Origin of the sequence: Cupriavidus yeoncheonensis (genome assembly GCF_905397275.1) — a bacterium.
Taxonomy (GTDB): Bacteria; Pseudomonadota; Gammaproteobacteria; order Burkholderiales; family Burkholderiaceae; genus Cupriavidus; species Cupriavidus yeoncheonensis.
The window spans coordinates 39,495-53,059 of sequence record NZ_CAJPUY010000020.1; the positions used below are offsets into that span (position 1 = coordinate 39,495).

Sequence of the window (13,565 nt, forward strand, 5' to 3'; positions counted from 1 at the left end):
CTTTAATCGATAGCGTGAAATTCTATGTCGACACAATTTCTATAATGAAAGTAGAAATTCAAACCAACGGCGACCTTCCCGTTCTTCGACATCGTTTTGTAGCATTCCCTTGCTGACGAACAGCCGTCGTGCTGGAACATTTTGCTCAGAAACGGCAAGTCTAAGTTCTGTCGACCCTCGGGATCGAGCGTCTTCGCACATCACATCAAACATATAATTCGAAACGCCTTTTCCACGTACACTTGGGCAGCAATAAAAATCTAATAAAAATGCGATGGCACTATCACGAATCTCTATCCAATAATAACCAACGAGTTTTCCGTCTCTACTTAGAACGCATACTGAATTATTCGGATCATCAATGGCAGCCAAAAGCCGCTTTCTGAGGGTTTCCCACTCCGGTCGTGTTAGCCGTCGAGCGAAGCTAATCGTCGACGTCTCGCGTTGCGCGGAACTAATAAAACTCGCGTGCTTTTTACGACTTGCCTGGTTGACGATGATTCCAAAACGATTAAAATTGGTTGTAATCACGGCTCGATCCGGATATCAGAACACTCAGTCGGCACGCTTTATGGACTGGGAAACTCGCCTGCCATTACCTCCAGCATCCCTAGTGTGCGGACTGCTACCGAACGCCAAAGTGGCGCACTTGGAGAGGGGCCATGTTGGAGAATGGGTGTCGCCGCTGAAACTATTGCATCGGGAGCGCCACCGTTCGTCCATGCGGTCTCGAAGATAGTCCACAAATCGGCCTGACTGCCGATATTTCTATCCCGTGACGGAGCGAGTGTCGAAAGGACTGATATGATCTCAGCATTCCTTTCAGGCTCGGATGCGACACATTCCAGGATTTTAAGAACTTCCTCTGCGATTTGAGCGTGCATAGAACTAATAAGCTCGACAGACAAGTCGTAGAACCCTCCGTTCCATCCGCGATTCCACGGCGGATCAAGCTCATTCAGAAATTCTTCATTAGGCATTTCAAGATAGTCAAGTAACGCTTTACCTAAAGCTATAGAATAATTCCAATTTCCAGATCTCGCGGCGATTCTGATGAGGTTGTGCAGCAGTTGGATTCTGTGAATTTTCAAAAATGAGTAAGCAGCGTCATTTTCAAGAGCGAGATCGTTAGAAAAAGAATATTTAAGATCGCGTATTGCATTTCGAAATTCATTTTGGCGATATAAATAATAAGATCGTTGTGCCAAAAGTAGCGATTGCACTAGGAGGCTGGCTTCCCGCCCCCTCACGCAAATACCTAGAGATTCCGCTTCAGAAAAGCAAATTACCGCCTCATCCAATTGGCTCGACTTCGCAGCCAAAAGTCCGCGGTACCCCTTTTCGTAGACCAGATCAGCGGCAACGCGATCATGCGTGTCGAATCGCGCTTCCTTAATTTTTGAAATCAAATCGGCAAATCGATCTCTGAAAATTTGATGCGGATATGCGACGTCGACACTTTGGCATATTGTCGTCAACCCATACAGGCTTTCAAGCTCGATCATAGTCACTCTCGCTCTCGTTCTTAGTTTGACGGAGAATGATCGTCTCGATATAAGCGCAGGCAACCTTCTTCGACGAGGCGGGTAACGAGCGATATCTTATCTGCGAGGCTCATGTCCGGTATCTCGTGCACTGAAAATCGTCGTACTTTTTTAATGAAGTCGAGCGCAGAAGCGAGCACCGACGGCACGACGAGATCGACCCCGTTTAACGTAACATAGCACTTATCCTCCTTTATCGATAAAGCTGCCGAGGCGAACGCGGGAAGTTCCACAATAGAATCCCGCGTGATAGTTTGTGGTGTGGCGAAGTCTATAAACATACCCTTCGTATCTACCCATCTATTCGCTTCGACTCGCGCGGAAATTTTGTTCACTGCCGAATGCATAGTGGAAGGATCAGTAAATGCCGCCGCCAAGCCACTGAATTCCGACATGCATTTTTCCATATCATATTCGTGATTGCCAAATTTTATTGGTAAGCTTGCGCGAATATTTGGATTTCCTTTCGTGATATCCTCGTACATTGCAGCGAAAACGTCAGCCCATGTTTTGACTAGCACTCCAAGTGCGATATGGACCGAATAGCCGGTCGCAATTGGGTTATGAATAACCCCACGGGGAACATAAGCGATGTCTCCAGCGTGAAGAGTGAATTCGCCGATCTCCGGGCCAACTTCGTGCCGTTCCGCATCGAACTCATACGTGTATAGCGGGCGTTGAAGAGGTGATTCATACAGAACCCATCGCTTACTTCCAGCGACTTGAAGAACAAAGATGTCATGCGCATCCCAGTGAGGATATGAACTTCTGGTGTCTTGTGGCGTCATATATAGATTTGCTTGCGATGTATTATGAAAGAAAGCTTCAGCAGAATCACAAAGCCGCCGCACTGGCAAATTCCATAAATGAAGTGCCCGCAAGATGATAGTTTGGCCTTGACGATGTAGTCGAAGAACATCCGACGGTCGAATATAGGACCCTCTACTATAGGAGTCTTTCGCGGCTCCCACGGCATCTTTACCAACGTCTATGTGTGACGTAGGAATTGAAAGCGAAGAAATAAGATCATCTATGTCATTAATGGTGATTATCTCATCGTAATATGACTGATTTTCTCTGTGCAAAACGAGGACGTCACGTTGCCAGTAACGCTCTGAAAATTCTGCAAGCGAGCACGGAGCGATAAGCCTGGAAATTGCATCGATACCAGAAGATCTGTCCATTCCAATCACCCTAGAAAAACTGACTCGGAGATGCGTTCGATTGCTTTCACCCCACTAATACTGACAATACTCGCGTAGGAATTAACGCATGATTTTAGTTCCAATCGAGCAAAACCAGTTTCGATTTCTTGAACACGGGAACGAGCGTGGGGAAATATGGTCGTCCCTCGCTGAGACAATCTCCAGAAATTGAGTAACCCGAACCAGACCATACACGCGTGCAAAAACGCGTGAAGGGGCAACTCACTTCCGGTCCAGGGCGACTTTATAATCGCCTTTTCGCCAGCGGTTGGGTCGCTCAACAATGGGCAGTTAAGTTCGACGATGCTTACGGCGGTATGGATTGCCTCGTGAACTAATGCTTCTGCCAATGATGCGACATTGCCGCATTGCGCATTTACTATGACTGTCCTGCCAAGTGCCGCGGCTGAACTCGCGCTACGCATCGCGAAAGGATGTAACCTATCTGTTCTCAATACGATATTGCTGACGAGTTCTTTGACCGATAAAACGCATACCTTTGAAATATTTTCTACAATTTCAACTGCTTGATTTAAACGATTTACTATGAGCGCCATGTCCGCGCAGTTAGGATTTTGTGGGCGGTGAAGTCCAGCTTTGGGATAAGAAATTCTCTGAGGAAGCGAAAGGTCAATTGGGATCCCGAGCCTAATTGAAGGACCTTTCAATCGACCATTAACTGGGCATAGAAATATTTTCTCATCGCCCGGTGGATATTCAATGTCCAGCCACGTTTCTCCGAGTGCGCACCACCTGGCGACCCGATATTCCGGGGCGCTCGCGAGAATGAATTCGGCGCGAATCAATTTCTCAAGTTCAATGTTACTTCCCTCGTTGCGTAGTATTTGGCAGACGGCGGGTGAACGTAGTATGCGCTCGACTGCGCAAAGTGGTAGATTTTCCCAACAGCGCTGGAGCTCTGAGTCGCCATAGGTGATAAGACGTACTGAGATTTGCTGGGCCACATACGTAAGGCGTACATGGCGTAGTCTCCGTAGAACTTGGAGCGATCGGGGCGACCAGCTTAGGAGAGCTAATGAAGTCTCCTCGTGACCGCTACGTGGAGTGCGTATCATGGTCAATGCGACTGAAGGCCCACGCGAGAATAAGGCGATCTTTGATATTTAGTTTGGCAGAGGGGCAGGGAATGTGTCCGTCGTTCCATTGCTTTGGACATGCCCCCCCGCAAACGGGAAGCATTGGGCAACTCGCGCAGTCAAATCGGCCTTTTGCAATGTCATCGAGAAATGCGCCGAGGCGGACCGCATGGGGCGATTCTTCGGGAATACGCACGGTTCCTCGAGAATAAAAATTAATCTCACCATACGCTGGCACCATGGGAGCTTCCGTGCAATTGAAAACGTTCCCGAACGGATCGATAAGTTCGGCATGGGGATTTACAGCCATACAAACTATTGGCTTTGGACCCGGCATCAATGGCGGGGAGAATCGACGAAAGTACGCGTGTGACAACCATTCCATTTCAAGGTGCGCATATTCTTCACGTGAGAGGCAAAGTGCATCTGCATCATTGCCCCATGAATGAATCGGAGCGAAATACAGACTCATGCGATCCTGAGACTCAAGATCCGCTAACTGATCGATTAGTCGCGAAACGGAATCGGCGTTTCTCCGATCAACGTTGCATCTGATCGTTACATTAACCGGTAGTTGACTCGATTTTACTATCCATTCGACATTTTCAAAGATTCGCGCGAATGTTGGCTTGCCTCCCTTGGTATGCCGCCTGGCGTCGTGACTGTCGGCGGGCCCATCGAGAGTGACTTCAATTTCGTCCACTCCAAGATCGCAAACCAATTCCGTTGCTATGTCCTTGGATAGTCTCAAACCATTCGTGACAACACGAGCCCGATATTTGCATTGTTGCAACGAAGAGGCGTTCTGAAGTAAAGGGGTAAGTCGTCTAATTGCATTCATCCCCAACAGTGGTTCCCCCCCAAACCAGCCGATTTCCAACGTAGTGTAGGACCCCTGTCGTAAGCGCCCTGCTATCCGCTCAACTACTGTGTCTTGATCGTTGTGCGATAAAGTATCTGGTCGATGTGATTGGCCACAGTAATCGCAACCGAGTTGGCAAAGGGCCGTTGGCTGCAGACATTCATACAGTGTTTGGCTTGATGCGATTGCAGCTCGATTCCTTTGCAGGATTATTTCGAGTTCGTTATCCTCGGGCGAAACAATAATTTTTGCTGCTAGAAGTACCTCGAGTATATTTTTGTCTAAAGTTTCTATATTCGTAGAGCTAATAGAATTCCAAACCGAAGGGGACACCAACAGCGCACGTAGAGAGCGTGTAGAGAAAATAATGATATGCGTTGTATTGGTATTTTTATCCAGTACCGGGTCGGTGGCAACTATGTAACGCGATAAAATGTACCTGGTTTCCTGGCCATTTGTCCGGTTAGTTATTTGTGGCAGCATTTCTTTAATCCGGATAAATGGTGAGAAATATGAATTTAGTTATGTTTTTTTTAGAGTTATTATAATCAGGGCCTGACGCAAGCCCTGATGTTGTGGAAATTTTGAAGAAGACTATCCTTTTAGATTTTTCATCAAATCTTCCGGCGCATGCGCTGCTGCTCCACATCCACTGTTAAAGTCTACGAAAGCTGCAGCTTGGCGAGCTCCGACCCTCAATTCCGCAAGTTGAGCCGGACTAGCCGTGTCCACCCTTGCGATTGCCTTTGCCAATTCTGCATGTGCAGCTACAAGAGCCGCTTTTACGTGTGCACGATCGTCGCCTGGCATTTTTTCACTCCATAAAATCACCCGACGCGGGTGAATTGCTTGTTGTGGAACTATTTGTAGGCGGGTTCGTTAAACATGTCTAGGGTCGCGTCGTAGATTATTTTTACTGGTTGCTGATCCGTCACAAAGTTCTCCGAATTGCTTCAATGTCGTGACAAGAATTGTCTAGATCAGAAGTAAATATTCTTACAGAAGTTATAACCCGTTTGGGTTGTTGGATCGAGTGCGAAGGTAAAGAATCACCTCCCAACGGGTCTATTATTAGGTTTCCTTGCGGGAGCTGCGGCCCGGATCTTGGGGAGGAAGTGGTGTCGTCACGAAAGCCGTAGGCCATGCGCTTGATGACCTTGATCCGGGCGTGGATGCCCTCGAACAGATTGCCCAACGGCTAGCGGGTATGGGCGAGGATGCCTGCGAAATAGGCTTGAGCTTGCGGGAAAAATGGCATAGCGGTGCGATCCCGCTGCTCAGGGCTCGCTCGTACCAGCCTTGCCAGAACCGGTGGGCGTAGCGCGATGCCGGTAGCTCCACGGCGCCTTGATGTCATCCTAGAGCACTTAGACGGTTTCAGCGCCTGGTTGGCCGCCACGATTACTTCAAGCGCATCTGGTCGGCCTCTCGGGTGATGTTCTCCCGATTCCGCAGCAGCAACCAGTGTGAGGACTTTACGACCTTGCGCGCAGCGCGATCGCCGCGCAGCCGGCTGGCTTCGACCAGCCGCACCCGGTAGATGACTTCCCGGCCGCACTTGGCCACTACGTGGAATAGGTCATAGCCTTCGTCGAAGGCGGCGGCAACTTTCCTGGCGCCTCTGCGTTTGTACGCCCTTACCCTGGGGGATTCGTCCAGATCGCGGACTAGTTCGCGGATTGGGCCGTTCGAGGGATCGTAGCGGAGGCCTTCAGTGACTTCATTGGGCGGGGCTGTGCAGCCTTTGAGAGACGTGCCATCGCCATCAATGCTGACGAAAAGTAGAGCTGGGCGGGTCCGCAACGCTCACCGTGTTCACACCATATCTGTCGCGGTTGCTTGAAGTTCTGGTCACCACGAACTAATAATATTGCGAAGCGTTGTTAATAATTCTGTATCTTGCAGCCGAAATGTGAAATAGGTTTGTTCAAACGAATCGACAATTCTAATTTGGAGGTCGGTGACATGAATGAAAGACTAGCCAACGAGCTTCTGAAGCTTCTTGATCCTGAGCGGCTCGCCGCATTCGAAAGTAATCCTGTCGCTTATATGAATGATCTAGAGTTGTCTGCGGCAGATAAAAAGGCTATTCTTACTCGAAAAAGAGCGGTCATAAAATATCAAGCACATTTTGGCGGACTTACGAATCAGCAAATAGACGAAATTTCTATCGAGTCTCCTGATGTTGAGCATGCGCATGTAGAGATTGGTCCAGAGCATGAATATGGCGCGACCGATGAAGAGGGGCCTGGCGGACTTTTCATGACGACGTCAGGGATGCGAGAATTTGGTCCCTCAACAAATCATATAGGTAGTGACGGCCTCATAGCAGGAAATATAGATTGTTCTGATAAAAAGGCGAACTCATTGGTCATTGTCGGGACCGGAATCAAAGCTTCACATCTAACGGATGAGGCGTCGCGTTATCTTCGAATGGCAGATGTCGTTCTTTATTGCGTGGCGGACCCGGCTACCGAGGTCGCAATCCGCAGACTCAATGATAATGTTGATAATCTCTATCGATTTTATGGTGACGGAAAACTTCGCGGTATCACGTACAATGAGATGGCGGAAACAATAATGGAGGAACTGCGCGCCGGAAAAAGAGTCGGCGCCGCGTTCTATGGCCATGCTGGATTTCTCGTGAAGCCTGCACATCTCGCTATCAGGCAGGCCCGAAGAGAAGGGTACGAGGCTTGGATGTGTCCGGGGCCATCGTGTGTAGATTGTCTCATCGCAGACCTTGGTATTGATCTTTCTTGGGATGGCTGCCAAATCTATGAGGCCACTCATTTTATGGTTAGAAATAAATGCCCAGATACAACCGCTGGGTTAATTTTGCTTCAGATTGGGTGCGTTGGAGATTCCTCTTTTAGCTTTAAAGGATTCGATGGGCGACATTATCCGCGTCTACTGAATCGACTCATTGAGTTCTATCCGGCTGAACATTACGTGGTGCTTTATGAGGCCTCTCAATTTTCTATATGTGCACCGCGGGTGGATGTTGTTAAATTGAGTGATCTTCATTCTGTGAAAATCAACGGGATTACAACCATGTATGTTCCGCCAATCAATGTAGCACCTTTAAACGAAGAGCTTCTTAATATTTTTGTGGCCTCCCAGAACGCGAATGACGGTTGACTGATTTATTGCGGTCATTGGTCTTTGGAAAGGGGGTGGCCGTTTTTCGGTGCCAGCTCGGTCACCGAGAATGCGCGGGCGACTGACTCAATGTGGCCGAACCCGGCCAACGGGGGGGAGGGCGGCGATCACGCTCCGCGCAGCCCTTTGTACAGCGGGCCTCCTCAGTGTGACTGAGAAACCAGAGGTCTATGACCAAGTCGGGATGGACGCGACTCGACGGCGTCCAGTTTGAATCCGCTGCGCAGGCATTGTGATAAGAAAACTTATCACAATACCTGGCGTGAGGAAGGTGAAAAAAGGTTGGACCTGGATTCCTCAGGCGGAGGAAGGAGCAAGACCGCAAGGGCAGCTTGCGGCGGCATCGCTCGCAGAGGCGGGTGGTTCGGCAGGACAAAGGGCCCGCACTGACCGGCTAGCGAAACAATTAGTGATAAGACCCGGACATGTTGCCGTCTTTCCCACGGAAGCTCGTGGTCGTTGCACCAACGGTCGGCGTAACTGCGCTAAGTCCCGGCTCTAATTTGCGGAGAACACAACCCGAACACCGCGCGGGCCGAGCGCTTGGGCCAGGCCGACGGGGTTGTCTACGCGACCGAGGGGCGTATATGAATACGTCGAGTTGAATGTCAAATAGAAAACGACTACGGTGTCCGAGCCGTACAGCAGGAGGTCGCCGTTGCGTATCGTTCCCGGGCGGCTCACCTTGGTGGGTAGCGTGTTGGGCAATTGGGCGTACTTCTCGTTGCCGTTGAGCTCGGTCATGTCGAGCGTTAGCGGCAAGAGTGCAGCGAACGCACGGGCGGCAGCGTTGTCCGCCAAGGTGATGGCGAAGCGATGTTCACCCACGGTCATCCACACGCGTGATTCCTCCGGTTTTCTCGCTGCTGCGGCGGTATGGGAGGCAGCGGCGGTAGTACTTGACGTCGAAGGCTGGCCAACTTCGCACGTACCAAACATCAATAAGCTTAGCAGCAAGCCCAGCCCGCTCAGCGCCCCTGGACCTCGGATCCCGCGACGTTGAGGTCTGATGGCGATAGGCCGCTGGCCGCCGGTGCGGGCGCTAGCGCGGATCACGGTCATGGCGCTCTCCTTGCGCTGCCGCTTAGGCCGCCTTTGGCGCTTGCGAACGTGAGGTCAGGAAGGTCAAAGCGGCCGCGGACACTAGTACGCCCGCGCTCGCCGCGAAGGTGCTTTGGTAGCCGCTGTGGTCGTACAGTACGCCGCCGACAGTCGAGCCCAAGGCAATGGACAGTTGGATGACCGCTACCATGAGCCCGCCGCCGGCCTCCGCGTTCTTCGGCATCGCTTGGGCGATCCAGCTCCACCAGCCTACCGGGGCCGCGGTGGCCACCAGTCCCCATATGCTAAGCAACGCAGCAACGGGGATGATCCAGGTTCCGAAGGGAAGCAGCATGAGGGCGATCACGGCCATCAGAATTGGAATGGCAATCAGCGTTCCATACAGGCCTCTCCTCAAAAACGTGCCAATCAGAGCGGTGCCAATGAAGCCGGCCACGCCAATGAGGAGCAGGACGAGGGACAGCGTGGAAATGTCGGCGCGCGTTACCGTTTCGAGGAACGGACGCAGGTATGTGAACAGGGCGAACTGGCCCATGAAAAAGGCACCGCATGCGGTCATGCCGAGGGCGACGGACCGGCTTTTGAACAGCTTGAAGACATTGCCGGACTCCGGCGAACGGTCATGAGTCGTCATCGCCGGCAAGCTGGCCCACTGCCAGGCCAGAGCGATCGCGGCCACCGGCACCAGACATAAGAAGGCGCCACGCCAACCAATGACCGCGCCGAGATAGCTGCCCAGCGGCGCGGCGATTACCGTCGCCAGCGCATTGCCCCCATTGAAGATTGCCAGCGCGCGCGGTACCTGAGCCGGCGGGACTAACCGCATGGCCGTTGCCGCCGACATGGACCAGAAACCTCCGATGACCACTCCGATGAGTGCACGACCCATCATGTACATCAGGTAGCTCGAAGCCAGCGCGACTACTGCGCCGGACAGAGCCATCAACGCCGTCAGCGCTAGCAATAGCGTCTTGCGGTTCATGTTGCCGGCAATCCATGCCATCGACAGGCTGGTCAATACGGCGAATGCGCCGGAGATCGCGATGCCTTGCCCGGCCGTCCCTTCGGTGACATGAAGGTCGGCCGCCATCGGCGTCAGCAGGCTCACGGGCATGAATTCGGAAGCGATCAATGCGAAGACGCACAGCGACATTGCAAAGACGCCGCTCCAGTATGCGGGCTGGGCCTCGGCCTCATGTTGAGAGGGGGCGGCGTGCGAGCTCATATTCAACGTTACTAACTTTTTCATTCCCTGATGTTCGCGCACGGATGCCATCGTGACTAGCTAATGAATGCTTAAAGGGGATATAAGATGTGCTAATCAACGCCCCATGGGAAACTGCGTCATGGTCAGACGTAACCTCAATGATCTCCTGTCGTTTGTGACGGTCGCCCGCGAAGGGAGCTTCACGCGCGCCGCTTCGTTGCTGGGTGTGACTCAATCGGCACTCAGTCAGGCCATCAGCGGACTGGAGGCGAGGCTTGATATCCGGCTGCTGACGCGCACCACGCGTAGTGTCTCGCCAACAGCCGCTGGCGAGCGCCTGCTGAAAGCCATCGGCCATCGCTTCGACGAAATCGAAGCGGAACTGGATGCCTTGACGGAGATGCGGGACAAGCCAGCCGGCACGGTGCGCATTACCTGCGGCGAGCATGTCCTTCGGACAACGCTGCTACCCAAACTCACGCCAGTGTTGCGCGAGTATCCCGACATCCATGTTGAGTTCGATATCAACTATGGCTTCAGGGACATCGTCGCCGACCGCTTTGATGCGGGTGTGCGCATGGGCGGCACCATCGACAAGGACATGATCGCCGTCCCGATCGGGCCGCAGTTGCGTATGGCGGTCGCAGCCTCGCCCGCGTACTTCGAGGCTCATCCGATCCCCAGGACCCCCCACGACCTGCTTAAACACAATTGCATCAACCAGCGCATGCAATCCGCGGGGGGACTCTACGTCTGGGACTTTGAGCGGCGTGGCCAGCCGTTGAACGTGCGGGTGGAAGGGCAACTCATCTTCAACACGTCTCCGAGCATGGTGGACTCGGCATTGGCGGGTCTGGGTATTGCGTTTCTTCCCGAAGAGGAGTTTGCTCCGCATCTTCAGGAGGGGCGCCTGGTTCGGGTCCTGGAAGACTGGTGCCCGCTGTTCCCAGGTTATTACCTCTATTACCCAAGCCGCCGACAGCCTTCGCCGGCGTTTTCGCTGGTTGTCGATGCTTTGCGTGTGGCGAGTCCGACGGGCTCAAGAAGGCGATAGCTATCGCGGCTTTCTGGGTTCTCTAGCATCGCGCCGTTCAGATCTGTGCCCAGGCTCGGAGTCAAAGCCGGTGCTCTACCTTCAATCCGCGCGCGCCGCGCGCAGTTCGCTCTTGCGGATCAGTTGCAGGAGCGTCTCGGCCGGCTTGGTCAGGCGCCGCGCCGCCAACGTAATGAACTCGATCTCCGGTAGCGTAGGCAAAGCATCGAGATTAACGGGAGGCACCAGGCCGCCGCCCGTCAAATTCTTCGCCCGTACCGTAATGCCGAGCCCTCCGCGGGCCGCGGCGATGCAGCCGGAATGACTGCTGCTGGTGCAGACCATATGCCAACGCCAGCCGGCTGTGGCCAGAGCGTCCAGCACCACCGAGCGAGTCACGCTCGGCTCGTTAACCAAAATCAGGGGCAGCGGCTGTGCTACATCCACCACGGTACCGGCCCGCGCCTGCCATTCGAGTTGACCCCGGAACAGCGGCACGCCGCGGCGCTCGCCTTCGCGGCGCTTGCCGACGATCAGGTCCAGCGTGCCGGCCTCGATCCCCTCGTAAAGCTTGCTGGTCATGGCGATCGTGATCTCGAGTTCGACGTCAGGGTGCGTAGCCCGGAACGCTGCCAGCAAATTGGGGAGAGGGCCCTGGGCAAGGTCTTCGGATGTTCCTAGCCGAACGTGGCCCTGTAACCGGGGCGTGCTGAACTGCGACTCGGCGCGCGCCAGCGATTCGAGAATCAGTCGAGCATGAACCAGCAGCGCTTCGCCGTCCGGCGTCAGCGACACGGAATGGGTGTCGCGCACGAACAGCCGCCGGTTCACGCTCTGTTCCAGTCGGCGGATGTGATCGCTGACTGACGATTGAGAAAGGCCGAGTTGGCGCCCGGCGTCCGTGAAGCTACGAGCCGTCGCCGCAGTAGCAAATGTTTGAATCCAAACTGGATTTAGCATCGGGACATTGTCATCCGGCTATCCGATGACAGTCAATCCGTTCAGACGGGCTCTTCCCACGAGAGTCCTTGATCACGAGAAGGGCTCGACACGTTATAACGGATCCTCGGATTTACAAGCTGCGCTTGAAGGAGATTCAAGTTTGCGCCCCAGAGTGTGTGGCCATCCGAAATCTAAGATGTCCTCGCATTGTGCACGATTTCATCAAGGAGGCATCGGATCGGGCTTTGGACGATCTGCAAAATCGGCTTCCGACGTGCTTTTGGAAAGCCAGCCTTCTACGCCGAGCGCATGCACGGTGGCACATGGACGGACCTTGAGCACGCGCTCGCATGGGTGAGTGCCCGATTAAGAAATGGCGCCGAAGTGTTCTTCACGTTTCCAGGCGGTGGGCGTTTTGCGTAGAACTTCGAAAAAAAGAAGATACCTAAGGAGACATTCATGGGTGTTGGAACCGTTCTTCGAGTCCTGGCCATTGTTGGTTTTTCTGCGATTGCCATGGGAGCGAACGCCCAGGACTACCCCGCGCGCCCGATTCGGATCCTCGTTGGCTTCGCTGCCGGCGGTGGCGTGGACACCGTGGCTCGCGTGTATGCCGCCAAACTGCAAGAACTTCTCAACGTACCCATCGTTGTGGAGAACAAGCCCGGCGCCTCGGAACTGCTTGCTGCCTTGCCTCTGACCCGTGCGGCCCCCGATGGCTACACACTCTGGATGACCAGTGCCAGCAGCCTCGTGCGTGGGCCGGGTGTCCGGACAGACCTGCCTTACGACCCGCTCAAGCAACTTACATTCATCTCGCGTGTAGCCGAGGTCGAGGCCCTTTATGTTGTCAAGCCCAGCCTGCCCGTACATTCGGTGCGCGAGTTGATCGACTACGCCAAGCAGCATCCGGGAAAGCTGAACTATGGATCGGCCGGTATCGGGTCGTCCAATCACCTGCTCACTGAGCAGTTCAGGCTTCTGACAAAGATTGAGATGGTTCATGTCCCGTTCAAGAGCGACGCGGAAGTGGCTCGTGAGCTGACCGGAGGCACGTTGGATTTCGCCATGGCAATTACCACGTTTTCGACGCCATTCGTCAAGGACGGGAGGATTCGCGCAGTCGCGGTCACGGGTCCACAGCGCCTTGCGGAGTTGCCTGATGTGCCGACGCTTGACGAGAGTGATGTGCCGGAAGTCAGGGGCCTGGGAACCTATCTCTTCTATGGCCTGGTCGGGCCCGCGGGCATGTCGCCAGCCGTCGTGAAGAAACTGAACGACGCCCTTACGAAGATCGCGCAGACGCCTGAAATGGCGCGGAAACTCACGACGGTGAGCATGCGGCCCGCGTTCGGTTCGCCGCTGGACTTCCGGCGCCTGATCGAGTCGGAGATGCCCAGGTGGAAGGAGGTGGGCAAGACCGTGAAGATTACCAACTCTTGATGCGGCGC

General features: G+C 53.7%; 12 protein-coding genes. 3 read left to right on the forward strand and 9 right to left on the reverse strand.

Annotation, left to right across the window (positions count from 1 at the left end; all coding sequences use genetic code 11):
• Positions 1-39 precede the first annotated feature (39 nt).
• The 6 genes from KHO22_RS24280 to KHO22_RS32905 form a co-directional block, all read right to left on the reverse strand.
• Entirely contained in the window at positions 40-531 is a 492-nt protein-coding gene (locus tag KHO22_RS24280) for a GNAT family N-acetyltransferase (protein ID WP_211949737.1), read from the reverse strand.
• A 38-nt stretch (positions 532-569) separates the two neighbouring features.
• Positions 570-1,505, reverse strand: coding sequence for a hypothetical protein (locus tag KHO22_RS24285; RefSeq protein ID WP_211949738.1), 936 nt, complete (start codon positions 1,503-1,505; stop codon positions 570-572).
• A 20-nt stretch (positions 1,506-1,525) separates the two neighbouring features.
• On the reverse strand, positions 1,526-2,728 hold the full coding sequence (locus KHO22_RS24290; RefSeq protein ID WP_211949739.1) for a JmjC domain-containing protein: 1,203 nt from the start codon (positions 2,726-2,728) through the stop codon (positions 1,526-1,528).
• 5 nt (positions 2,729-2,733) lie between these two features.
• The gene (locus tag KHO22_RS24295) at positions 2,734-3,555 is read right to left on the reverse strand and encodes an aKG-HExxH-type peptide beta-hydroxylase (RefSeq protein WP_211949740.1); all 822 of its coding nucleotides are present in this window, start codon (positions 3,553-3,555) and stop codon (positions 2,734-2,736) included.
• A gap of 250 nt (positions 3,556-3,805) precedes the next feature.
• Positions 3,806-5,191, reverse strand: a complete 1,386-nt coding sequence (locus KHO22_RS32900; protein ID WP_211949741.1) for a radical SAM/SPASM domain-containing protein — start codon at positions 5,189-5,191, stop codon at positions 3,806-3,808.
• Between the two features lie 918 nt (positions 5,192-6,109).
• Positions 6,110-6,511 carry a transposase gene (locus KHO22_RS32905; protein ID WP_211949742.1) on the reverse strand — a complete coding sequence of 134 codons (402 nt, stop codon included), beginning with the start codon at positions 6,509-6,511 and terminating at the stop codon, positions 6,110-6,112.
• Positions 6,512-6,673: 162 nt separating this feature from the next.
• Between KHO22_RS32905 and KHO22_RS24310 the strand changes: the two genes are divergently transcribed.
• The gene (locus KHO22_RS24310) at positions 6,674-7,849 is read left to right on the forward strand and encodes an SAM-dependent methyltransferase (RefSeq protein WP_211949743.1); all 1,176 of its coding nucleotides are present in this window, start codon (positions 6,674-6,676) and stop codon (positions 7,847-7,849) included.
• Positions 7,850-8,368: 519 nt separating this feature from the next.
• On the opposite strand, the gene KHO22_RS32615 is transcribed toward KHO22_RS24310, so the two are convergent.
• Both KHO22_RS32615 and KHO22_RS24320 read right to left on the reverse strand, forming a co-directional pair.
• On the reverse strand, positions 8,369-8,932 hold the full coding sequence (locus tag KHO22_RS32615; RefSeq protein ID WP_230426995.1) for a cyclophilin-like fold protein: 564 nt from the start codon (positions 8,930-8,932) through the stop codon (positions 8,369-8,371).
• Between the two features lie 22 nt (positions 8,933-8,954).
• The gene (locus tag KHO22_RS24320; protein WP_211949816.1) at positions 8,955-10,085 is read right to left on the reverse strand and encodes an MFS transporter; all 1,131 of its coding nucleotides are present in this window, start codon (positions 10,083-10,085) and stop codon (positions 8,955-8,957) included.
• Positions 10,086-10,278: 193 nt separating this feature from the next.
• Here KHO22_RS24320 and KHO22_RS24325 point away from each other — a divergent pair, with 193 nt between their 5' ends.
• Positions 10,279-11,193, forward strand: a complete 915-nt coding sequence (locus tag KHO22_RS24325) for a LysR family transcriptional regulator (RefSeq protein WP_211949744.1) — start codon at positions 10,279-10,281, stop codon at positions 11,191-11,193.
• Between the two features lie 81 nt (positions 11,194-11,274).
• Here the strand turns inward: KHO22_RS24325 and KHO22_RS24330 are convergent, their stop codons facing one another.
• A complete protein-coding gene (locus KHO22_RS24330) occupies positions 11,275-12,132 on the reverse strand; it encodes a LysR family transcriptional regulator (protein WP_211949745.1) in 858 nt (285 codons plus the stop codon).
• A gap of 441 nt (positions 12,133-12,573) precedes the next feature.
• On the opposite strand from KHO22_RS24330, the gene KHO22_RS24335 reads away from it, so the two are divergent.
• Positions 12,574-13,557 carry a Bug family tripartite tricarboxylate transporter substrate binding protein gene (locus KHO22_RS24335; RefSeq protein WP_211949746.1) on the forward strand — a complete coding sequence of 328 codons (984 nt, stop codon included), beginning with the start codon at positions 12,574-12,576 and terminating at the stop codon, positions 13,555-13,557.
• Positions 13,558-13,565 lie beyond the last annotated feature (8 nt).